Source organism: Arthrobacter pasteuri (assembly GCF_054510955.1).
Window position 1 is genome coordinate 1384765 of sequence record NZ_JBTNDO010000001.1, and the last position, 22247, is coordinate 1407011.

The window sequence follows — 22247 nt, forward strand, 5'->3', positions numbered from 1 at the left end:
GGTCAGTCCTCCCACTGCAGGTCGTCCACGGCATCCAGGATGCGGTCGACGCTCGGCAGGTGGAAGTGCTCGAGCTTCGGGGAGGGGTACGGGATGTCGAAGCCGGTGACGCGGAGCACGGGTGCAGCGAGGGAATGGAAGCAGCGCTCCTGCACCCGTGCCACGATCTCCGAGGCGACCGAGGCGAAACCCGGGGCTTCGGCGACGACGACGGCGCGTCCGGTGCGTCGCACGCTCGCGCAGACGGTCTCGTCGTCGAACGGGACGATGGAACGGAGGTCGATGACCTCGATCGAGCGCCCCTCCTCGGCGGCAGCGGCAGCTGCTGCGAGAGCCGTCGGAACGGACGGGCCGTAGCTGATGAGGGTCGCGTCGGTTCCGGCACGGGCCACGACGGCGCGTCCGATGCGCCGGGGAGCCTGCCCGTCGTCGAAGGTTCGCCGGAGCTCCGCGAGGTCGACGTCCTCCCGCGACCAGTACAGCTTCTTCGGTTCCAGGAACACCACCGGATCCGGGAAGGCGATGGCCTCGCGCAGCAGGAAGTAGGCGTCGCGCACCGTCGCCGGAGCAAGCACCGTGAGGCCGGGCGTGTGCGCATAGTAGGCCTCGGACGAATCACAGTGGTGCTCGACCCCGCCGATACCCCCGGCGTAGGGGATCCGGATGACGATCGGCAGGTGCACCCTGCCCCGCGTGCGGTTGCGCATCTTCGCGACGTGGCTCACCACCTGCTCGAAGGCCGGGTAGGCGAAGGCATCGAACTGCATCTCGACCACGGGCCTCATGCCGTTCATGGCCATCCCCACGGCCATCCCCACGATGCCGGCCTCGGCGAGCGGCGTATCGAAGCAGCGATCCTCCCCGAACCTGGCGGTGAGGCCGTCGGTGATGCGGAAGACTCCGCCGAGCACGCCCACGTCCTCGCCGAACATCAGGACGGTCGGATCAGCCTCCATCGCATCCGCGAGCGCAGCATTGAGTGCCTGCGCGAAGGTCGAGGCGGCCTTCACCGGAACGGGCCGGGACCGGTGCGGGGAGCCCGCCAACGGTGCTTCCGTGGTCTGCGTCATGGCAGTTCACCCTCCGACTGGTCCCCGGTTCTCGCTGATCCGGCCTCAGCATCCCGCGCCAGTTCCTCCCGCAGCTGCTCCGCCTGCTCGCGTAGCTGGGATGTCTTCTCGGCGTACACGTACTCGAACAGCTGCGCCGGATTCACCTCGGCCTCCGTGCCCAGTTCCCTGCGGATGGTTGCGGCAATCGAATCCGCCGTGTCGGACAGGGCCTGCTCGCCCTCGTCGGTGAGCAGGTTCAGCCCGCGCAGGTAGGTGCGCATCCGCAGGATCGGGTCCCTGGGCACCCAGCGCTCGACGTCGTCGGCCGAGCGGTAGCGCGTGGCATCATCGGCGTTGGTATGGGCGTGCATCCGGTACGTGTGCGCCTCGATGAGCGAGGGTCCGCCGCCGTCGCGCGCGCGGTCCACCGCGGCTCCGAGCACGACGAGCAGGGCAGCGAGGTCGTTGCCGTCCACGCGCTCGCCGGGCATCCCGTAGCCGATCGCCTTGTGCGCGAGCGAGGGAGCGACCGTCTGGTGATCGAGAGGAACGGAGATCGCGAACTCGTTGTTCTGGATGAGGAACACCACGGGGACGTGGAAGACGGCCGCGAAGTTCATCGCCTCATGGAAGTCACCCTCGCTGGTCGCCCCGTCCCCGCACATCGCCAGGACCACGGTGGACTCACCGCGCAGCTTCGCCGCGTGGGCCACCCCGACGGCATGCAGCAGCTGGGTCGCGAGCGGCGTGGCCTGCGGTGCCACCCGATGCTCGTGCGGGTCGTAGCCGCCGTGCCAGTCGCCGCGCAGCAGGGAGAAGACCTGGAGCGGATCGATGCCACGGGTGATGACGGCGACGGTGTCGCGGTAGGTGGGGAAGAGCCAGTCCTCCTCGGCGAGGACGACGGCGGCGGCCACCTGGCAGGCCTCCTGGCCGTGCGACGAGGGATAGACCGCCAGGCGCCCCTGCCGGACGAGGGCGTTGGCCTGGTCATTGATGCGGCGGCCCGCGACGAGGCGCCCATAGGCGGTGAGCAGCAGTTCCCCGTCTGGCAGCGGGTAGCGGTCGTCGTGGATGTGGCATCCCTCCGGATCCACCAGCTGCACGGGCTTCGCCGACGGGAGCAGGGCGCTGTCCATGCCCGGCTGGGTTGCACCGGCCGACGCCTCCATGCTTCCGCGTCCATTCGTTGCCGTACTCATCCCGCCTCCATCTTCGGCCGCCGCGGCGGCTCTCCTACGGTGCGCCAGCGGTAGCTCCGGCGCTGGATGCTGTGTAGATCCAGTATGGGCAGGCGCCCCTTTTGTATCCATGGACTGCGGGAAGTGTGGATTATCGGGCGAAAAGCGCACTAGTGTTTGGACGAATCAGCAATGTGAGCTGTATTACACGGAGGAGTGTGGACACGTGGCGGATGGCAGCCTGGACGACGTCGATCGGAAGATCCTCGCCGAGCTCACGAGGGACGGCCGGCAGTCGGTCACCTCGGTGGCGGAACGCGTGCACATCTCCCGCGCACACGCCTATTCGCGGATCGCGAGGCTGACCGAGGACGGCGTCCTGACCCGGTTCACCGCGATCATCGATTACGCCAAGGCGGGGCTGCGGTCCTCCGCCTACGTCACGCTCAAGGTGCGGCAGGATTCGTGGCGGGAGCTCCAGGACAGCCTCCGGACCATCCCCGAGATCCACCACATCGCACTGGTGGGCGGCGACTTCGACGTGATCCTCCTGGTGCGGGCGGAAGACAATGTAGGGCTGCGACGCGTCATCTTCGACCAGCTGCAGTCGATGCCGGGCGTACTCGATACGCAGACGTTCCTCGTCTTCGAGGACCTCGACACGCGCTGAGTCCAGCTTCCTGAGACGACAATGCGGGAGAACAGCAAGCTCCTACCATTCGTTCCCGCTGTCGGGCTCGTCGTAGTCCGGCGTGTCGAGGGGCCCCTGCCTCCAACCGCGAGAGCCCAGCCCTCTCCGGGTACTCATCCAGAATCGGGCCCCGGATCTCGTCCCCTTCACGAGTGCAGAGCACTACCTGGTGCTATGGGTCACCGTCCTCATGACTCCAGAGCAGCACAGATATCCACCTGACGCCCAGAAGTACTCACCAAGGTGAAGACACCGGTGACGGGGTCAACGTTGTAGACGATGCGGCCTACGTACTGGGTGGCAGTGGGGCCAGCGGGCACATCAGAGGGGAACAGAATGAGGCCGTTGTGCCCTGTTCCCGTGACGGTCAGAGTTCCATCCTCATCGGTCTCTGTCCGTGTGACTGACCCGGCTGTCTTGAAAGTGATGGATTCCCCGGCGACGGGGTTTTCAGGGTCGGTTCCGTAGTTGGTGTAGGTCAGGACGACGTCATTGCCGACAGAAATCGTGCGGACCACGTTGCCCTGCTTGTCGGTGAACTCCCGCACCAGGGGGTCGCTGCCGGTGGCAGACAGTCCAAGGATGAAGTCCGGACAGCCGAGACCGGCGGGCAACAGGACATCCGGCTTCTCCTCTACCGCCGAAGCCGGCGGGGTGCTGATGGACAGGACTGCACCCAACAACACCGTCGGCAGGAGAGCGCGTTTCGTTGATGATTTCATGACCGTCTCTATTCATTGCATAAGCACAACAGAGGTGGACTCACAGCCCTGAGGTCTCAGTACGAGATGGTCTGATGCGGAGGGATAAGTCCTGATGACAGCTGGTCAGGCCAACTGCTCGTAGCGACGGCCGATCACGCCGACTGCTCAGCGTTCGGGCCACAACGGTCGCTCACCCTCAATAGGTGACGTACGGTTCAGAATGGCACTGGCTATGAGGAATGTCGAGATAGACGAACGGGTAATTAGCGACGTAGATCATCGGGCATCACAGCCCAATCACAGAGAAGATCAAGACCATCGACCTGCCCGGCCCCCGGACGATCGAGATCTCGCCGGGTGCCAAGGTCACCCTGACCGGCGTGTCGCCGACCGGTTAGACCGGACCGACGGTCACCTACGTCATCACCGGTTCCGCACATACCCTCACCCTGCCCGACGGCTCGCAGGAGATCAGGTCGATCGGAAGGAACCTTGTCAGGGTTCCCGAGACGGATGACCACTCCGAGGGCCTTTTCCTTACGGCGGGCAACGTCGACTTCGCCCTCAACGCGGACGGATCCGAGAAGCGGCTGTTCTCCGGGTCCGGCTCGGTGACGGACGTCTGCGCGGTACTCGCACCCTGACCTGCTCAGCACCTCCTCCGGGATTGCAGACACTTCAGGCGGTTGCTGGACGTGCCTGCAGCGCGCCAGGGTCCTAGCCACGGGTAGAAAGGAGCCGGGCAGCTTCTCCCGCATCGCGACGTCGATGCGGCCGTCGATGCGGCCGTCGATGCGGGCCGAGGACAGCGGCCCTACGCCTTGTTCAGCCCTGACCTGGAATCTTCCAGGGAAGCCCGCAGCCACTCGTACGCGCTGGCTTCCGAGGTGAAGAAACGGGTGGGGTGAACGGCTCGGCGGGCCCCCGCCGCCAGCACCTCGTCCATGGGGCCATCCCCCAGCAGTGCCGCCGCCACTACGAGCGCCTCCGCATTGAACGCAGCACGCGCACCCGGGTGAAGATCGACGATCTCGGTCATCTCGACGAGGATCGCGTAGGGGCGGCCGCCCGAGAGCTGCCTGCTCACGGCGAGGACGGACAGTGCGTCATCGGGAGTGATCGCCACGCGCGCAGCCCAGGCGAGGTGCTGGAGGTCCGATGCCACCAACCGGACCGTAGCCCTTCCGCCTGCTGCCGCCAGGCTTTCCATGGTCCCCCTTCGGACGAGGCCTCGACGGCCGCGCTTGCCGCACTGCCGCGGAGTGCGCGCGATGACGCCGGATGTGCCAGAAGATATCACGACGACCGGTCCGGGGGGACGCTTCCGGGGCGAGGGGTCAGCGCGAATGGGCGAGGGGTGTGGCTCTGCGGGCCGCCTTGGCAGCCGCGTCCGCCGCCCGGGCAGCCTCCGCCGCTTCCGCCACCTGCACGAGGTGACGCAGGGCAGCGGCCAGTTCGGGATTCGGACGTCCGGCGAGTTGTGAGTGCAGCCAGGCTGCCAGACGCTTCTCTCCGGCCGACTGCGGTGACGTCAATGATGGCAGGCGCCCCTCCTCCTCGAGGAAGTCGGCGATGCTCTCGACCTTCAGCCACACTGCACCGCTGTGGCTGCTGTCGCGCTGTTCCCGCGCGTGCAGCAGCCCCGCCTCCTGCAGGGCCAGGACGCGACCGGCACCCAGCCTCCCGGCCCGCACCGACTTCCGCTGCTCCTCGAGCCAGAGGGCGAGCCGGTGCTCACCGGGCGAGGCTGCGCGACCGGAGGGCTCCCGACCTTCGGCGGCGACGAAGGCCGTCAGGGCCCTCAGCCGGACCTCCCAGGATGTCGTCGCCATGGAATGGCCTCTCGAAAGCAGGAATCGGACGATCAGTAGTGAGTTTACTGATAAGTATGCTTACCAACTACATCTGACCGGTTCATGACGTCGGAACAGCACTGCAGGCCGCCCGGGTCCATGGGCCCGTCCCGCCTGCCGGGGTCACCGGACGCCGGAGCGTCAGTGGCAAGATGGGAGCCATGACCGCTGACGCCATCGCACTCGTTGTCCCCGTCCCGCCGCCGGCCAGGAAGGTGCCTCAGCTGCGCACGCACCACGGCGACACGTTCGTCGACTCCTACGAGTGGATGCGCGACAAGGAGAGCCCCGAGCTGATCGACTACCTCACGCGCGAGAACGAATACACCGACGCCGTCACGCGCCACCAGGAACCGCTACGGGAAGCGATCTTCGACGAGATCAGGGAACGGACGCAGGAGACCGACCTGTCGGTGCCGGCTCGCAAGAAGGGCTGGTGGTACTACTCGCGGACCGAGGAAGGGAAGCAGTACGGCATCCAGTGCCGGACTGCCGCAGAGGACACCGGCGATCTCAGCCGTGACTGGACGCCCCCCGAGGTCGTCCCCGGCCGGCCCGTTCCGGGCGAGCAGATCCTGCTCGACGGCAACGAACTCGCCGAGGGCAAGCCGTTCTTCTCCCTCGGGGGCCTGTCCGTCACCGAGGACGGCACGCTGCTCGCCTACTGCGAGGACAATGCCGGCGACGAGCGGTTCACGCTGCGCATCAAGAACCTCGAGACGGGAGAACTCCTCCCCGACGAGGTGCCGAACATCTTCTACGGGCTGTCCTTCTCCCCCGACGGTACGCGCGTCTACTACACGGTCGTCGATGACGCCTGGCGCCCCTACCAGGTGCGCGCGCACACGCTGGGTACTCCAGTCGCGGACGACGTCGTGGTGTACCAGGAGGACGACGTCGCGATGTGGACCGGCTTCGAGGTCTCCGCCGACCGCACACAGCTCCTCCTCAGCATCGGCTGCTCCGAGTACAGCGAGTACCGCGTCCTCGACCTCGCGAGGCCGGAGGACGGGCTGACCACGCTGATCTCCCGCGACGAGCGCATCCTGTACGACGCCGAGCCCGTCACCATCGGTGGCGCCCCGCACTACCTGCTGACGCATGACCGCAACGCGAAGAACTCGATGGTGAGCCTCGTCGCCGCGAGCGAGTTCGCACGCCCGCTCGCGGAGCAGCAGTGGACCACGGTCATCCCGCACGACGACGCCGTCCGGGTGAACGGTGTCGCGGTCACCCGCACCCACCTCGTGCTGTCCGTGCGCAAGGACACCATCGAGCGCGTGCAGGTCCTCCCGCTGGCCGGGCTCGGGACGGCGGGCCAGGAGCTGCCGACGGAACCGGACTTCGACGAGGAGCTCTTCTCGAGCAACCTCGCCAACGCCGAGTTCGACTCCCCGATCGTTCGGCTGTCCTACACCTCCTACCTCACGCCCCCGCGCGTCTACGACTACGTCCTCGAGGACGGCTCGCTGAAGCTGCGCAAGGAGACCGAGGTGCGCGGCGGGTACGACCCCGCCTCCTACGTCGCCGAGCGGCAGTGGGCGCCGGCCGCTGACGGCACCCTGATCCCGCTCTCGGTCGTCCGGCGTGCGGAGCTCGTCCCGGACGGCACGAACCCCGCGGTGATCTACGCGTATGGCAGCTACGAGGTCAGCATGGATCCGGGCTTCTCCATCGCGCGGCTGTCCCTGCTGGACCGCGGCATCATCTTCGTCACCGCGCACATCCGCGGCGGCGGTGAGATGGGCCGCAGCTGGTACGACCAGGGCAAGAAACTCGAGAAGAAGAACACCTTCACCGACTTCGTCGATGCCACCACCTACCTCGGCGCCTCCGGCTGGGTCGATCCCGGACGGATCGCCGCGATGGGCGGGTCCGCCGGCGGTCTGCTCATGGGCGCCGTCGCCAACCTCGCGCCTGAGAAGTACCGGGCGATCGTGGCGCAGGTGCCGTTCGTGGACGCCCTCACCACCATCCTCGACCCGGAGCTACCCCTCTCGGCGCTCGAGTGGGAGGAATGGGGCAACCCCATCACCGACCCCGAGGTGTACCGGTACATGAAGGAGTACACGCCGTACGAGAACGTGCGGCCGGTGGCGTACCCGCGCGTCGCGGCCGTCACGAGCTACAACGACACCCGGGTGCTCTACGTCGAACCGGCGAAGTGGGTGGCGCAGCTCCGCGAGACAACCACGGGCAGCGAGCCGATCGTCCTGAAGACCGAGATGGACGGCGGCCATGGCGGGGCCAGCGGGCGCTACTCCCGCTGGCGGGACGTCGCCTGGGACTACGCCTTCGCGGCGGATGCGGTGGGCGCCACCGAGGTGCTGGCGCGTTCCACCAGCTCCGTCGAGTAGATCACCGGCTCCGGGTGCGAGCCCGGAGCCTCGATCTCCTCGAGGAGCATGGAGCCGGCCTTCACGGCCATCTCCACCATGGGCTGGGTGATGGTGGTGAGGGGTGTCGGCGCGGTCTCCGCCACGGCATGGTTGTCGTATCCCATCAGGGCGATGTCCCCGGGGACCGTCCTGCCGGCAGCGTGGATGACGTCCAGGACCCCGAGCGCCATGAGGTCCGAGGCCGCGAAGATCCCGTCGATGTCGGGATGCTCGGCGAGCAGCCTGCGTGCCGCGGCCGCGGCGCCGTCGGTGGTGAAATCTGCATGGACCACCGGCCCTTTGGGGAGCCCTGCCTCGGCCAGGCCCTCCCTCCAGCCGCGGAGGCGGTCGACGGCGGCCGTCATGTCCGCGGGGCCCGCGACCGTCGCGAGGCGTCGTCGTCCGATGCCCGCGAGATGACGTGCGGCCAGCCGCCCGCCGCCCACGTTGTCGGTATCCACATACGTGACGTCGAACGCCATGTCCCACGGGCGTCCGATGAAGATGGTCGGCAGGCCGGTCTCGGCGAGTGACCTCGCCCAGGAGTCGGCCTTGTGGTGCGAGACGACGATGGCCCCGTCCACGTGCCCGCCCCGCAGGTAGCGCAGCGTGCGGGACGAGTCATCGTCGGTCCTCGACATCAGCAGCACCAGCTGCACGTCGGTCTCGCGGAGGGCCTCCGTGATGCCGGTGATGACGACGGCGAAGAACGGGTCCATCATGACGCGGACGTCAGGCTCCGGGATGACCAGGGCAATGGAGGACGTCCGGCGGGTCACGAGGCTGCGGGCGGCCCGGTTCGGGATGTATCCGAGGGCGACGACGGCGCGGTCCACCGCGGCCTGCGCTTCGGGGCTGACACGGTCCCCTCCGTTGATGGCGCGCGACGCGGTGGACCGCGACACCCCGGCGGCCACGGCGAGATCCTCGAGCGTGGGGCTCGTGCGAACTGCTGCGTGCCGCAGCGACCGGGGCGGGGACGTCTTCATCACCTCGACAATACGACACCCGCGCTTCCGCCGTCAGTCGCCGGGACGGCCGACGGGACGGTCGACGGGACGGGCGACGGGACCGCGTTGGAGGCCGCGACGCGTGCGTACCAGAGGGCGCTCGCCTTCGGTGTCCGCTCCTGCGTCCCGTAGTCCACACGGACCAGCCCGAAGCGCTGGTGGTACCCCCACGCCCACTCGAAGTTGTCCAGCAGGGACCAGGCCAGGTAGCCCCGGACGTCCACGCCGTCGTCGATCGCGTCCTTCATGGCCCGGAGGTGGACGTCGAAGAACGCGAGGCGGTCCTGGTCGTCCACGAAGCCCGACCCGTCGGGGACGTCGTCGTAGGCGGCTCCGTTCTCCGTGATGTAGATCGGGATGCCCGCAGGGCCGGTGTACTCGTCCTGCAGCCTGTTGAGCAGGCGGCGGAGACCGTCCGGCTGCACCTCCCAGTCCATCGCGGTGACCGGCAGGCCGCGCGCAACGGAGCGTACGCCGGAGGCGGCGACGTAGGGCGAGGAGACCGGGCGCTCGAGGGGCGCGTGGCCCTCCTGCGGCGTCGCCTCGTCCGACGCCGTCCTGGTCACGGCCTCGCCGTGGTAGTAGTTGACGCCCAGCACGTCGATCGGCGTGCCGATGATCTCCAGGTCGCCCTTCCGGATGGACTCGGTCAGCCCCAGGTGCTCGACGTCCCGCAGCACGTCCTCCGGATACGAGCCGCGCAGCACGGGGTCGAGGAAGATGCGGTTGAACTGGCCGTCGATGCGCCGGGCGGCGTCCCTGTCGTCCTCGCTGGTGGGATCGAGGGGATCGGGGACGGTGAGGTTCAGGGTGATGCCGAGCGTGGCGTCCCCGTCCCGGCGGCGCAGCTCCCGGGTTGCCAGCCCATGTGCGAGCAGCAGGTGGTGGGCGGCGGCGAGTGCCGCGGTCGGCTCCTGCCGTCCCGGCGCGTGCACGCCGGCCGCGTAGCCGAGGAACGCGGCGCACCAGGGTTCGTTGAGGGTCGTCCAGACCCGGACGCGGTCGCCGAGGGCCTCGTGCATCACCGCGGCGTACTCGGCGAAGCGGTAGGCGGTATCCCGATTCGTCCAGCCTCCCCTGTCCTCGAGGGCCTGCGGCAGGTCCCAGTGGTAGAGGGTGAGCCACGGCGTGATACCGGCCTCGAGGAGCTGGTCCACGAGGGTGGAGTAGAACCGGATCCCCTCGATGTTGGGCGTCACTCCGTCCGGCATGCAGCGCGACCAGGACGTCGAGAAGCGGTAGGCCTGCAGGTTGAGGCTCTTCATGAGCGCCACGTCCTCGGCGGACCGGTGGTAGTGGTCGCAGGCGACGTCGCCGTTGTGCGCGTCGGCCACCGCTCCCGGGACGCGGGAGAACGTGTCCCAGATGGACGGTCCCCTGCCGCCTTCGCGGGCGGCGCCCTCGATCTGGTAGGCGGCTGTCGCCGCGCCCCAGAGGAAGCCCTCGGGGAAGGTTCGTTCGGTGCTGCTCATCCTTTGACTGCTCCTTGCATGATTCCTGAAACGAGTTGGCGTCCCGCGACCGCGAAGAGGAGCAGCAGCGGGATGGTGGAGAGAACCGCTCCGGCGAGCACGATCGAGTAGTCGACGAAATGCGCGGCCTGGAGCAGCTGAAGCGCCACCGGGAGTGTGGGGTTGGACGGATCCAGCACGATGAACGGCCAGAAGAAGTTGGTCCACGTTGCGACGAACGTGAACAGTGCGAGCATCGCCGCCGCCGGTCGGGCCGCCGGAAGGCCAACGTACCAGAACGCCTGGATCATGGAGGCGCCGTCGATCCGCACGGCCTCGATCAGCTCGTCCGGCAGCGCGTCCCGCAGGTACTGGGTCATCCAGAAGACACCGAACGCCGTCACGACGCCGGGGACGATGACGGCCCAGAGCGAGCCGGTCCAGCCGAGCTTGGCCATGACGATGAACAGGGGTACCACCCCCAGCTGGGTGGGTACGGCCATCGTGGCAACCACGAACACCAGCAGTCCCTTGCTGCCCCGGAAGCGGAGCTTGGCGAAGGCGAAGCCGGCGAGGGTCGAGAACAGCACCACCGAGGCTGCGGTGACCGTGGAGACGATGATGCTGTTGCCGAGTGCCTTCCAGAACGGGATGCTGTCCAGCACGGTGGCGGCGTTGGCGAGGAAGTTGCCCCCGGGAATCAGGGGTACCCCCTTGCTGATCACCGAGCTGTCGTGGCTGCCCACCAGGAAGGACCACCACAGCGGGAACACGGAACCGAGGATCACCGCGCCGAGGAAGCCGTAGGTCAGGAACCCGGGGCGCCGCATGGTGCCGCCCGTGCGGCGCCTCGCGCCGAGCCCCCGCTGCGCCGCACGGGCAGCGCCCTTGCCTGCAGTCTGCTCGATCATGGGGATGGAACTCATCGTCGGCCTCCCTGGCTTGCGATGCGGCGGGTGATGAGGAAGTTGGCCATCGCGATGAGGACGATGATCAGGAACAGGAGCCAGGCGACCGCCGAGGCCCTGCCGAAGTTGCGCTGGCCCCAGCCGAGCTCCCAGATGTACATGGTGAGCGTCTGCCATTGCCGGTCCGCGCCGCCGAGGCCCGCCTGGTCGAAGACCCTGGCCTCGTCGAAGATCTGGAGTCCGCCGATGGTGGCTGTGATGACCACGAAGATGATGGTCGGGCGCAGCATGGGGACGGTGACGGAGAAGAACTGCCGGAGGCGCCCGGCGCCGTCGATGGTCGCCGCCTCGTAGACGTCCCGGGGGACGGCCTGCATGGCGGCGAGGAAGATGAGCGCGTTGTACCCGGTCCACCGGAAGTTCACCATCGTGGCGATCGCCGCGTGGCTCGCCAGGGACTCGGAGTGCCAGCGGACCGGGTCCAGCCCTATCCCCGCCAACAGCTCGTTGAACAGGCCTGCCTGGTCAGCGAAGAGGTTGTTGAAGATCAACCCGACGGCCACGGGGGCCACCACGAAGGGAACGAGGACGCCCATCCGCCAGAACGTCCGGGCCCTCAGGTTGGCGTCCAGCACCGCGGCGATGGCGATGGCGAGGACGACCTGCGGGACGGACGAGAGGAGGAAGATGCTGAACGTGTTCCCTACCGCATTCCAGAAGAACGGCTGCGCGACCACGAACTCGTAGTTCTCCAGCCCGATGAACCCGCCCTGGCCCCCGATGAGGTTCCAGGTGTGGAGCGAGACCCATGCCGTGTACAGCAGGGGGAACAGGCCCGTGATGGCGAAGAGCAGGAAGAACGGCGAGATGTAGAGGTACGGGGACAGCTTGACGTCCCACTTCGACACCTTCTGGGAGAGGGCCAGCCGCTTGACGCTCCTGTCGCGCAGCGCCCGCTGATGCGTGTCGGGAGGAGGTTGGACCCGGTCCGTGACGGCCATCGGCTACAGAGCGCCCACTGCGGTGACGAACTTCTCCCAGGAGGACGCGGGGTCGTCGGTCTTGTCGACGTCGACCCGGGTCAGGGCCTGCTGCATCGCGTCGTTGATCGCGAAGTACTTGGGGCCCTTGAACGGCGTGACCTTCACGGCGGCGGCGCGGTTGGCGAGGATCTCACCGGTCGGTGCGTCGTTGAAGAACGGGTCGACCTGTCCCTGGAGTTCCTCGCTCTCGAGCGCCTCGACCTGGCTGGGGAACGTGCCCTTCGACTCGAAGGCCTTGATCTGCTGGTCCGGGGCGGTCAGCCATTCGGCGAGCTTCTTGGCTTCGGCCTGGTGTGCGCCCTGGGTGGGAACGGTGAGGTACGATCCGCCCCAGTTGCCGCCGCCGCCGGGGAAGACATCGGCGATGTCCCAGCCCTCGACTCCTTCGGCGTTGCCCTCGATGATGCCGAGCATCCAGCCCGGGCAGAGCTTCGTGGCGAAGGCGTCGGACTGGAAGCTCGCCGTCCAGTCGTCCTCCCACTGCGTGAGGTGGGCGGAGAGCCCGTCGGTGACGGACGCCTGCAGGACCTGTTCGTAGATGTCCTTGACCTCGGGGTTCTCGGTGGCGATCACCGCGGCGTCGTCGTCCTCGTAGGCGTTCTGGACCTGGTTGATCATGCCCTGGTAGGTGGCTCCGGCGGAGTCGAACCAGGCCACGCCGTCGCTGGCGGCGACGAACTTCTTGCCCGCATCGAAGTAGTCCTGCCACGAGCCGTCGAGCATCTCGGCGACGGACTCCCGGTCGCTCGGCAGCCCGGCCTTCTCGAACAGGTCGGCGCGGTAGCACACGCCCTGGGGCCCGGCGTCGGTACCGTATCCGATGAGCTGTCCGTCCTCGGTGGTCGCTGCGGCGGTCTTCCAGTCCAGCCAGCGGCCCTGGACGGCGGGGTCGGTGAGGTCGGCGAACTGGTCGGGGTATTCGAGCAGCTCGGGCAGCCAGTCCACCTCGATCGCCTCGATGTCGGAGAGGCCCGAACCGGCGGCGAGCCTCGTGGTGAGGTTGTCCCGGGCCTCGTTGGAGGTGGCTGCCTTCTTGTGTTCGATGGTGACGTTCGGGTTGAGCTGCTCGTATTCGTCGAACAGCTCCTCGTAGCCGAATTCGTTGAAGGTGCCGACGGAGAGGGTGACGTCCTCGGTGCCGGTCTCGCCGTCGACGCCGGCCTCGCCTGATCCGCCGGATCCGCAGGCTGTGAGGGCCATGGCCAGGCATGCCGCTGCGGCCGAAAGTGCGGTGATACGTGCTCTGCTGTGCACGGGTGACTCCTTTGTCAGCTTGGATTCCGCTACGGGGTGCAGCGGAGTCTTGGTGGACCATCCCGACAGGAACTGCCGGAGGGGAATCCGCCTGCGGAGCCGGTTCGCGAGGACCCGGCCCAGGACGGTGGCGGCGACGGTTGCGTGATCGCCCGGAACGCCGCCGAAGAGAGCGCAGGAGAGACCGCGGGTCCACGGGCTGATCAAACGCCGTGGGAGCGCTCTCACGCCGTGCACCCATCCTGACTGTGACCTCTGACACTGTCAAGTGGGAGCGCTTCCACAGCGGGAAGATTTCTTGTCCGAGCTGTATCACCGCAGGTCAGAGCAGCCTTGGCCGGGAACCTGTGATCCGATCGTTACGCCGCCGCCACGTCCCGAGGCCCCTCCCGAGGCCCCTCCCGGGGCGCTAGAGTGGCGCACACCCCATCAGCACGCCGATCAGGAGCAGCCGGGCAATGACGCACGAATCCCCTCCACCGTGGACCATCTCGCTCGGTGAACTCGACGAGAAGATGGGCGTGGCCATTCTCGAGCAGTCAGCCGAGCGGGTCGTGGCGACGATGCCCGTGGAAGGCAACCGCCAGTCCTTCGGACTCCTCCATGGGGGCGCCTCCCTTGCAGTGGGTGAGGCGGTAGGCTCCTGGGCGGCGGTGATCCATGCGTCCTCCCTCGGGAAGACCGCCGTCGGAGTGGAGGTGTCGGCCACGCACCACCGCAGTGCGCGCGACGGCACAGTCACGATCACTGCGACCCCGCTCCACCTGGGCCGGACCCTCACAACCCACGAGGTGCTCCTGACGGACGAGGCCGGCCGTCGACTCTGCACCCTCCGCATCACCAACCTGCTCCTCGACAAGCCCGCAACCCTGAGTAGCTTTAACCCATGACTCCCGCGACGCACACCCTCCGGTTCCGCTCCACCAGGTTCATCGCCCTTGCCGCCGCGGCCTCCGCCGCGCTGCTCGGCGGTTCCGCGGGTCCAGCCGCGGCAGCGCCCAAGGAACCCCTGTCCTATGCCGCCCTCGGCGACTCCTACGCTTCCGGTTTCGGCGCGGGTTCGTACGTCAACGCCTGCGGCCAGTCTCCCCTCGGTCTGCCCGGACTTCTCGACGCCAAGAAGCAGATCGACCTGGTCGTCGACGCGACGTGCGCCGGCGCGAAGGTCGCCACGGAGCCCGGAGGCGCCATCGACCTCCAGGAGCAGCTGGCCGCCCTGTCCGCGGGTACCGACCTCGTGACCATCTCCGCGGGCGGCAACGATGCAGGCTTCGGCACGGTGGCAGGAGTGTGCGCCAGGCAGCCGGCTGAGGCCTGCCGGCAGGTGATCGCCGCCACCAATGCGACGACGCTGCCGGTGCTCACCGCGAACCTCGACGCCCTGTACGACGCCATCCAGGCGGCTGCGCCCGACGCCACGGTGGTGGTCACCGGCTACCCTCACCTGTTCTCGCCGGAATTCGGTAACACGACCATCCCCCTGGCATCACAGGAGGCGTTCAACACGGCCACGGACGCCCTCAACGCCCTGATCCGCGAACAAGCCGAGGCGCACGGCTTCGTCTTCGTGGACCTGGTACCGAAGTTCGAAGGACACGGGTTCGGCTCCCCCGACCCGTGGATCACCTTCCAGCCGGGTGCCATCGACAACCTGCACCCCACGGCCGAAGGCTACAAGTCCGGGTACTACCCGGCCGTGCGGAGCGCGGTCAACTTCGCCCAGCTCCAGCGCTAGGCCTGTTGCTGGTGCGTCCTGCCCGGCCCGGAACGGCCGGTTCCACCCACCCCTCGTGCAGCGGGGTGGGCGGACCCGGCCCGGGCTGCCTCGCCGCTAGACTCGACGGGTGACTTCAGAGCTTCCCGCCAAGGTATCCGACATCTTCGACCCCACCCGCTGGCGCGTCGTGGCGGGTTTCGAGGACTTCACGGATCTGACCTACCACCGCCAGGTGGAGCGCGACGGCGCCGTGGTGCGCGACCTCCCCACCGTACGCATCGCGTTCGACCGCCCGGAGGTCCGTAACGCCTTCCGCCCCGGAACGGTGGATGAGCTGTACCGGGCCCTCGACCATGCCCGCATGACCCCCGACGTCGCGACCGTGCTGCTGACCGGCAACGGCCCCAGCCCGCGGGACGGCGGACATTCCTTCTGCTCGGGCGGCGACCAGCGCATCCGGGGCCGCGACGGGTACCGCTACGCGGAGGGCGAGACGAAGGAGACCATCGACCCCGCCCGTGCGGGGCGCCTCCACATCCTCGAGGTCCAGAGGCTCATCCGGACCATGCCGAAGGTCGTCATCGCCGTCGTCAACGGCTGGGCGGCCGGCGGCGGACACAGCCTGCATGTCGTCGCGGACCTGACGATCGCCTCGGCCCAGCACGGGAAGTTCAAGCAGACCGATGCCACCGTGGGCAGCTTCGATGCCGGCTACGGCTCCGCGCTCCTGGCCCGTCAGATCGGCCAGAAGAAGGCACGCGAGATCTTCTTCCTGGCCCGCGAATATTCCGCGCAGGACATGGTGGACATGGGCGCGGTCAACGAGGCGGTCGACCACGCGGAACTCGAGGCGACAGCGCTGGCCTACGCCGCGGACATCGCACGGCAGAGTCCTCAGGCCATCCGCATGCTCAAGTTCGCCTTCAACCTCGCCGACGACGGCCTCGCGGGCCAGCAGGTGTTCGCCGGTGAAGCGACCCGCCTCGCCTACATGACCGACGAGGCCGTGGAAGGCAAGGAAGCGTTCCTCGAGAAACGCGCCCCGGACTGGTCCTCGTTCCCCTACTACTTCTAGGAGACACGTGGAACTCCTCCCCGTGCACACCCCCGAGGGCTTCGATGCCCTCGGACTGCTGAAGCCACTCGCCGCCGCGCTGGCAGGCGAAGGCCCCGCCGTCGCGCCACACGTGCTGCCGGACCAGGCCTTCGGCGGTTCGCTGCCGAACGACGAGATCGCCGCCGTCATCAGCACGTCGGGGTCCACCGGCGTACCCAAGCAGACGATGCTCAGCGTCGACGCCCTCGCCGCGTCGGCCATGGGTACCGCCTTCGCCCTGAAGGCGGAGGGCCAGTGGCTCCTCACCCTCCCCGTGCACTACGTCGCCGGTTTCCAGGTGCTCGTCCGGTCGCTCTACGCCGGCACGCAGCCATGGGTCATGGACACCTCCGCGGGCTTCACGCCGGAGGCCTTCACCCGGGCCGCGGCGGAACTGACCGACCGGGTCCGTCTCACGTCACTGGTACCGACGCAGCTCCACCGGCTGCTGACGGATCCGTCCGCCGAGACGCTCCGGCTCCTGCGCCGCTTCGACGCCATCCTGCTCGGCGGTGCACGGGCCGGGGCTCCCCTGCGCGCCCTCGCCCGCAGCCAGGACCTGAAGATCGTCGAGACCTATGGCATGAGCGAGACCTGTGGCGGGTGCGTCTACGACGGGACTCCGCTCGACGGCGTGGAGCTCCGCTCGGTCGGAGGGCGCCTGCGCATCGGCGGACCAGTCCTCGCCGATGGCTACCTCGACGCCCCGGAGCTCACCGAGGAGAAGTTCGTGTTCAATTCCGGCCAGCGCTGGTTCGTCACGGACGACGCCGGCGACGTGGCACCCGACGGCTCCGTCACCGTCCACGGGCGTCTCGACGACGTCATCATCACGGGGGCACTCAAGGTGTCTGCCGCGAAGGTCTCCGACGTCATACAGGCCCTCCCGGGCGTGGAACAGGCAATGGTGCTCGGCATCCGCAGCGAGGAATGGGGCACAGCCGTCGCCGCGGCGATCGTGGGTGACGTCGACGCCGACGTCATCCGGCAGGCGGTCCACGTCGAGCTGGGAGCGCACGCCGTGCCCAAGGCCATCGTGAGCCTCGACGCGTTCCCCTTGCTACCCGGTGGCAAGCCCGACCGCCGGACCATCCAGGCGCTCCTCGAACGCGCCTAGGACGTTCGAGGCACACAAGCACGAGACCGACCGCCCGACCGACCGACCGACCGACAAGAAGGAGCTCCGTGGCGACTGCCGCTCAATGGCTTGAAGGAGCCCGTCCCCGCACCCTCCCCATGGCTCTCGCACCCGTGATCATCGGGAGCGCCGCCGCGTTCGGCCTCGGCTCCTTCCGGCCCGTCAACGCCGTGCTTGCGGCGGTCGTCTCCGTGCTGCTGCAGGTCGGCGTGAACTACGCGAACGACTACTCCGACGGCATCCGCGGCACGGACGACGAGCGCGTCGGTCCGCTGCGCCTGACGGGGTCGGGTGCAGCGCAGCCGCAGCAGGTCAAGCTCGCCGCCTTCGCGTGCTTCGGCCTCGCCATGCTCGCCGGCCTGGCACTGGTCGTCCTGTCGCAGGCCTGGGTACTGCTCCTCGTCGGCGTGGGCTGCATCGCGGCTGCATGGGGCTATACCGGCGGAAAGAACCCCTACGGGTACCTCGGCCTGGGCGACCTGTTCGTCTTCGTGTTCTTCGGGCTGGTCGCCACCCTCGGAACCACGTTCACGCAGGCCGGCCAGCTCAGCGGCGCGGCCTGGATCGGCGCCGTGAGCACCGGCCTGATCGCCATGGCGCTCCTGATGGCCAACAACGTCCGGGACATCCCGACGGACAGCGCGGTCGGCAAGCGGACGCTCGCCGTCCGGCTGGGGGACCCTGCTGCCCGCATCAGCTACGTCCTGATGCTCGCCGCGGCCATCCTGCTGCCCGTGTTCCTGAGCTCCGACTATCCGTGGGTGCTGCTCGTCCTGCTGCTCATCCCGGCGGGCCTGGCGCCGAGCCGACTGATGCTGAAGGGCGAGAAGCGCAGGAGCCTGATCCCGGTGCTGAAGCAGACGGGTCTAATCAACCTCGCGTTCAGCCTGCTCTTCGCTGCGGGTATCGTCACCACGGTCCTGCTGCGAGGCTGACCGACCAGGCCCGACCGAGGGTCAGGCTGCAGTGCCGCGGGGCCGGCGATCCGAGTTGACCGTGATGTTGGGATCCAGCGAGTCCTCGGCGGCGGCGTCGTCGAGCTCGACAGCCGTGCGGAGCGGCGGGGCGCCGGGTGTGAGCCGGCGTTGCAGGGTGGCCCCTGCGGCGTCCCGCAGGTTGCGGAAGAAGAGGTACGTCACGCACCAGGCGAGGATGGCCGCCACCACCGCGGAGAGGAAGAGTCCCAGCCCGAGCAGCACGCACGCCACATAGAACACGACGATCAGCAGCAGGCGGAGGGCGGTGAATTTGAGGAAGGCCACGCTCCAAGTTTACTCGCCTACAATTGGCGCATGCCCCGCCTCCTGCTCTTCGCCGCGATCCTGGGGGTCGCCGTCGTGATCTATGCGCTGATCGACTGCGTCATGAGCCGAAAACACGAAGTGCGGAGCATCTCGAAGACCGCCTGGTTCATCACCATCCTCGTGCTGCCGCTCATCGGTGCGGGAATGTGGTTCCTGTTCGGCCGCCCGCGCAGCGAGGGTCCCTCGGGGCCACGCCGCCCGGCGCCCCGCACACCGACCGCTCCCGACGACGATCCCGCCTTCCTCCAGAACCTCGAGGCCCAGCGCCGGCAGCGGGCCCGCGAGCAGGAGAAACGCCTCCGCGAGAAGGAACAGCGCGAGCGCGAAGCCAAGGCCCGCGACGCCGACGGGGACCGCAAGGACGACAAGCACGACGGCGAGGGCAACGACGACGCCGGGTCCGGTCCTGCGGGAGTCCACCGCCCCTGACGCAGCCGGAGGGCCGGCACCTCGCGCGGCGACGCCCTCCCTGCACGCGAGAGCGCCCCGGCGACGACGTCGGCCACGTGCGCCCTGCGGCCCCTTCCGGCACGCGAGAGCTCCCCGGCGACGAGGCCGGCCCGGACACCTGTGGCACCGCGTGTTCTCCCCCGGTACGCAGAAGCCCCGCGGCAAACGCCGCGGGGCTTTCGCGTACCGGCCCGGACGGGAGACCCGGCCTAGACCCCGGAGTAGCTGTGGAGGCCCGAGAAGTAGATGTTCACGATCGTGAAGTTGAACACGATGCACAGGTACCCGACGATCGAGAGCCACGCTGCACGTGTCCCGGTCCAGCCGCGCGTGGCCCGCGCGTGCAGGTACCCGGCGTAGACGGTCCAGATCACGAAGGTCCAGACTTCCTTGGTGTCCCAGCCCCAGTAGCGGCCCCACGCCTGCTCCGCCCAGATGGCCCCGGCCATGAGGGTGAAGGTCCAGCCGACGAACGCGATGGCGTTGAGGCGGTAGGACAGGTTCTCGAGGCTGAGGGCGGACGGCACCAGGCGGAGGAATTTCGCGGGGTCCTCCTTGCCCGCGAGGAGCTTGGCCTCGCGCGAGCTCTGCAGGAGCTGGAGCACCGACATGGAGAACGTGATCGTGAACAGTGCCGAGGACGCAACGGCGATGGACACGTGCACGATCAGCCAGTAGCTCTGAAGGGCCGGGATCAGCCGCGCGACCGGCGTGGGGAACCCGACAGTGGCGGCGCACAGCATGATGACCACGAGTCCCACCACGAAGGAGCCGACGAAGCGCAGGTCCTTGCGGGTGAGGGTGATGAGGAAGATCGCAGCGACGAGGAACGCACCCGTGGTGCAGAACTCGTACATGTTGCCCCACGGGACGCGGTGCGCGGCGACACCGCGCGTGATCACGGCGGCACCGTGGATGACGGCGGCCAGGACGGTCAGTGAGACGGCCATCCGCGCGGTCCTGCGCCGGGGCCCGGATCCGTAGTCCATGGAGTCGTCGGCCGCAGCGGATGTGCGGGCGGCCGCCGTCGTCGAACCCGCCCCACGGGAGCCGACACCGGCCAGGGCACGCGTCGGGGCCGCCTGCTCGCCGGCGAGGCGCGCCTCGAGGGAACCGATGGTCGTACTCGACTTCACGAGGTCGAGCACGAAGAAGACGAGGGCCACCACGTAGGCGATGGAGGCCAGCAGCATGAAGAGCTCACTGACCTGCCCGAGCTCTGCGTTGACTGGTGCTGTCATGAGTTGTCCTTTGAGTTGTGGTGCGACTGCCCCGTGCCGGCTGCCGACGAGGCACCGACCTCCTGCTGTCCATTTTCCCCTGCTGCGCCGGACGGCACCAACCAGCGGTCGGCCAGCAGCTTCTCGACGGCCGCGCCCTCGGCCGGCAGCCGGTGGTCCTCCCCGCGGGCAAGGAGCCCGTACTCGACGAGAATGCGCCCGTCCGGGTGCTCGGCCGTCCGGACCCAGAGCCTGCGGCGCCCGATGAACAGGGACGCCGAGAGTCCGAGGAGCGCGAGGGTCGAGAACACGAGGGCTCCAACCTCGCCCGGGTCGTGGTGGATGTCGAGTGCGACGTAGCGCTTGAGCCCGTCGAAGGTGATCGACCCCTTGCCCTCGGGCAGGTCGTAGGTCTGTCCGACAGCGAGCACGATGCCGCCGTCGTCGTTGTTCCGGCTGTTGAGCTCGGTGAGGTTCTCGGTGTCGAGGACGTAGACATTCTCCGGCGTGCCGTCGTCCAGCCCCAGGTCCCCGTAGTAGGAGTTGAGGTTGAGCTGCGGGTTGAAGGGGTCAGGGTCGCGTGAGAAGGAGACGCCCTGCTCGTCGACGAACGCGGTGGGGAGGAAGAACCCCACGAACCCGAGCTGGTCCGGCTTGGCGTCCGGGGCCTTGATGACGATCAGGGAAGTGTAGAGGCCGTCCGACGGGACCGAGACGACCGGTCCCTGCTGGGCGATGTTCCCGTCGCCGTCCCGCACGGTCACCACGGGCGCGTAGCCGTTGCCGACGAGGTACACGTTCGTCCCGCCGATCGTGAGCGGCGCGTTGACCTTGAGGACCTGCTGCGTCTCGTCCTCGCCGGGGCCGTCCTGCGTGGTGAGGTTGGCGGTGAAGTCGAGCGGCTGGCCGTAGTGACTCTCCTGCTCGCGGTCGAAGCGGACGTCGAACGAGTCGAGGCGGAGCGAGTACGGCTCGAGCTGGTCGTCCGAGAAGTTGGAGCCCGGGTTGAAGGAGTCGTAGCCGATCAGGGTGTTGACGAAGCTGTCCCCCTCGACGATCACCTTCTGGCCGTTGTAGCCGAAGAGCCCGCCGACGGCGACAGAGACCAGGACGCCGATGAGCGAGGTGTGGAAGACGAGGTTGCCGAGCTCCTTCGCCAGGCCACGCTCTGCCCCGACGGACGGACGGTCGGTTCCCGCGTCGCGCACGTCCACGCGGTAACCGCGCTTCCGCAGGACGGCCGCGGCCTCCTCGACGGCGGACGCCGGGGTGAGACCGGCTTCGCGTGCGGTGTGCGCGAGCACCTCGAGCGTCCCGTGGACGGGCAGGCGGGAGAGCCGTTTGGGAGTGCGTGGGGGCTTGGATCGGACAGCCCTGAAGTGGGCGATCGCCCGCGGCACCACGCACCCGATGAGGGAGATGAAGAGCAGGAGGTAGATCGCGGAGAACCAGACCGACGAGTAGACGTCGAACAGCTGGAACCGGTCGAGGACGGGCCCGGTGTCGGGGTTGTCCTCGATGTACCGCGTCACCACGGCGGGATTGGCGGGGCGCTGCGGGAACAGCGAGCCGGGGACGGCGGCGACGGCGAGCAGGAGGAGCAGGAACAGTGCGGTACGCATGCTGGTGAGCTGTGTCCAGGCCCACCGCAGGGTGCCGAAGAACCCGAGCGAGGGCAGCACGACGTCGGACGTCGCGCCCCGGGCGCCTGCCCGTTCCCTCGTGTCCTGCGGAGTGTCCTGCTTCACTGTGCCCTTTCCCTTGGCATCGGTCCTCGCGTGGCTTGGGTCATCATGG

Annotated in this window: 21 protein-coding genes; 8 read left to right on the plus strand and 13 right to left on the minus strand. The window is 68.4% G+C overall.

Going from position 1 to position 22247, the window contains the following annotated elements; translation table 11 throughout:
* Nucleotides 1-2: 2 nt before the first annotated feature.
* Together ACX80H_RS06520 and pdhA are read right to left on the minus strand one after the other, a co-directional pair.
* Nucleotides 3-1070, minus strand: coding sequence for an alpha-ketoacid dehydrogenase subunit beta (locus ACX80H_RS06520; protein ID WP_459311907.1), 1068 nt, complete (start codon nucleotides 1068-1070; stop codon nucleotides 3-5).
* Nucleotides 1067-2224, minus strand: coding sequence for a pyruvate dehydrogenase (acetyl-transferring) E1 component subunit alpha (gene pdhA, locus ACX80H_RS06525; RefSeq protein ID WP_459313377.1), 1158 nt, complete (start codon nucleotides 2222-2224; stop codon nucleotides 1067-1069). The genes ACX80H_RS06520 and pdhA overlap by 4 nt, the downstream gene beginning before the upstream one ends.
* A gap of 235 nt (nucleotides 2225-2459) precedes the next feature.
* Between pdhA and ACX80H_RS06530 the strand changes: the two genes are divergently transcribed.
* Entirely contained in the window at nucleotides 2460-2903 is a 444-nt protein-coding gene (locus ACX80H_RS06530) for an Lrp/AsnC family transcriptional regulator (protein WP_459311909.1), read from the plus strand.
* Nucleotides 2904-3112: 209 nt separating this feature from the next.
* On the opposite strand, the gene ACX80H_RS06535 is transcribed toward ACX80H_RS06530, so the two are convergent.
* The 3 genes from ACX80H_RS06535 to ACX80H_RS06545 all read right to left on the minus strand — a co-directional run bounded on the left by ACX80H_RS06535 (nucleotide 3113) and on the right by ACX80H_RS06545 (nucleotide 5460).
* Entirely contained in the window at nucleotides 3113-3646 is a 534-nt protein-coding gene (locus ACX80H_RS06535; RefSeq protein WP_459311911.1) for a hypothetical protein, read from the minus strand.
* A 796-nt stretch (nucleotides 3647-4442) separates the two neighbouring features.
* Nucleotides 4443-4838, minus strand: coding sequence for a DUF7793 family protein (locus tag ACX80H_RS06540; RefSeq protein ID WP_459311912.1), 396 nt, complete (start codon nucleotides 4836-4838; stop codon nucleotides 4443-4445).
* A gap of 127 nt (nucleotides 4839-4965) precedes the next feature.
* On the minus strand, nucleotides 4966-5460 hold the full coding sequence (locus tag ACX80H_RS06545) for a helicase associated domain-containing protein (RefSeq protein WP_459311913.1): 495 nt from the start codon (nucleotides 5458-5460) through the stop codon (nucleotides 4966-4968).
* A gap of 182 nt (nucleotides 5461-5642) precedes the next feature.
* On the opposite strand from ACX80H_RS06545, the gene ACX80H_RS06550 reads away from it, so the two are divergent.
* Nucleotides 5643-7838, plus strand: coding sequence for a S9 family peptidase (locus ACX80H_RS06550; protein ID WP_459311915.1), 2196 nt, complete (start codon nucleotides 5643-5645; stop codon nucleotides 7836-7838).
* Here the strand turns inward: ACX80H_RS06550 and ACX80H_RS06555 are convergent.
* The 5 genes from ACX80H_RS06555 to ACX80H_RS06575 are packed head-to-tail and all read right to left on the minus strand — an operon-like array spanning nucleotide 7769 to nucleotide 13471.
* Nucleotides 7769-8848 (minus strand): LacI family DNA-binding transcriptional regulator, encoded by a 1080-nt coding sequence (locus ACX80H_RS06555; RefSeq protein WP_459311916.1) that lies wholly within the window; start codon nucleotides 8846-8848, stop codon nucleotides 7769-7771. The two genes, ACX80H_RS06550 and ACX80H_RS06555, sit on opposite strands and share 70 nt — an antisense overlap.
* Entirely contained in the window at nucleotides 8848-10341 is a 1494-nt protein-coding gene (locus ACX80H_RS06560; RefSeq protein WP_459311917.1) for a GH1 family beta-glucosidase, read from the minus strand. Before ACX80H_RS06560 ends, ACX80H_RS06555 begins: the two co-directional genes overlap by 1 nt.
* Nucleotides 10338-11246 carry a carbohydrate ABC transporter permease gene (locus ACX80H_RS06565; RefSeq protein ID WP_459311919.1) on the minus strand — a complete coding sequence of 303 codons (909 nt, stop codon included), beginning with the start codon at nucleotides 11244-11246 and terminating at the stop codon, nucleotides 10338-10340. Before ACX80H_RS06565 ends, ACX80H_RS06560 begins: the two co-directional genes overlap by 4 nt.
* Complete coding sequence (locus ACX80H_RS06570; RefSeq protein ID WP_459311921.1) at nucleotides 11243-12229, minus strand: carbohydrate ABC transporter permease; 987 nt, start codon at nucleotides 12227-12229, stop codon at nucleotides 11243-11245. The genes ACX80H_RS06565 and ACX80H_RS06570 overlap by 4 nt, the downstream gene beginning before the upstream one ends.
* Nucleotides 12230-12232: 3 nt before the next feature.
* Nucleotides 12233-13471: an ABC transporter substrate-binding protein gene (locus tag ACX80H_RS06575; protein WP_459313378.1), complete on the minus strand. Its 1239-nt coding sequence runs from the start codon at nucleotides 13469-13471 to the stop codon at nucleotides 12233-12235.
* A gap of 512 nt (nucleotides 13472-13983) precedes the next feature.
* Between ACX80H_RS06575 and ACX80H_RS06580 the strand changes: the two genes are divergently transcribed.
* The 5 genes from ACX80H_RS06580 to ACX80H_RS06600 all read left to right on the plus strand — a co-directional run bounded on the left by ACX80H_RS06580 (nucleotide 13984) and on the right by ACX80H_RS06600 (nucleotide 18411).
* On the plus strand, nucleotides 13984-14415 hold the full coding sequence (locus ACX80H_RS06580) for a hotdog fold thioesterase (RefSeq protein ID WP_459311923.1): 432 nt from the start codon (nucleotides 13984-13986) through the stop codon (nucleotides 14413-14415).
* Entirely contained in the window at nucleotides 14412-15260 is an 849-nt protein-coding gene (locus ACX80H_RS06585; protein ID WP_459311925.1) for an SGNH/GDSL hydrolase family protein, read from the plus strand. The genes ACX80H_RS06580 and ACX80H_RS06585 overlap by 4 nt, the downstream gene beginning before the upstream one ends.
* Nucleotides 15261-15369: 109 nt before the next feature.
* Nucleotides 15370-16317, plus strand: coding sequence for a 1,4-dihydroxy-2-naphthoyl-CoA synthase (locus ACX80H_RS06590; RefSeq protein ID WP_459311927.1), 948 nt, complete (start codon nucleotides 15370-15372; stop codon nucleotides 16315-16317).
* Nucleotides 16318-16324: 7 nt separating this feature from the next.
* A complete protein-coding gene (locus ACX80H_RS06595; protein WP_459311928.1) occupies nucleotides 16325-17455 on the plus strand; it encodes an AMP-binding protein in 1131 nt (376 codons plus the stop codon).
* A 68-nt stretch (nucleotides 17456-17523) separates the two neighbouring features.
* The gene (locus ACX80H_RS06600; protein WP_459311929.1) at nucleotides 17524-18411 is read left to right on the plus strand and encodes a 1,4-dihydroxy-2-naphthoate polyprenyltransferase; all 888 of its coding nucleotides are present in this window, start codon (nucleotides 17524-17526) and stop codon (nucleotides 18409-18411) included.
* A gap of 21 nt (nucleotides 18412-18432) precedes the next feature.
* Here ACX80H_RS06600 and ACX80H_RS06605 read toward each other — a convergent pair whose 3' ends face one another.
* Nucleotides 18433-18738 (minus strand): DUF4229 domain-containing protein, encoded by a 306-nt coding sequence (locus ACX80H_RS06605; RefSeq protein WP_459311930.1) that lies wholly within the window; start codon nucleotides 18736-18738, stop codon nucleotides 18433-18435.
* Nucleotides 18739-18768: 30 nt separating this feature from the next.
* On the opposite strand from ACX80H_RS06605, the gene ACX80H_RS06610 reads away from it, so the two are divergent.
* Nucleotides 18769-19209, plus strand: coding sequence for a PLD nuclease N-terminal domain-containing protein (locus ACX80H_RS06610; protein ID WP_459311932.1), 441 nt, complete (start codon nucleotides 18769-18771; stop codon nucleotides 19207-19209).
* 230 nt (nucleotides 19210-19439) lie between these two features.
* Here ACX80H_RS06610 and ccsB read toward each other — a convergent pair whose 3' ends face one another.
* Complete coding sequence (ccsB, locus tag ACX80H_RS06615; protein ID WP_459311933.1) at nucleotides 19440-20471, minus strand: c-type cytochrome biogenesis protein CcsB; 1032 nt, start codon at nucleotides 20469-20471, stop codon at nucleotides 19440-19442.
* Nucleotides 20468-22198, minus strand: coding sequence for a cytochrome c biogenesis protein ResB (gene resB, locus ACX80H_RS06620; protein WP_459311935.1), 1731 nt, complete (start codon nucleotides 22196-22198; stop codon nucleotides 20468-20470). The genes ccsB and resB overlap by 4 nt, the downstream gene beginning before the upstream one ends.
* Between the last annotated feature and the right edge of the window lie 49 nt (nucleotides 22199-22247).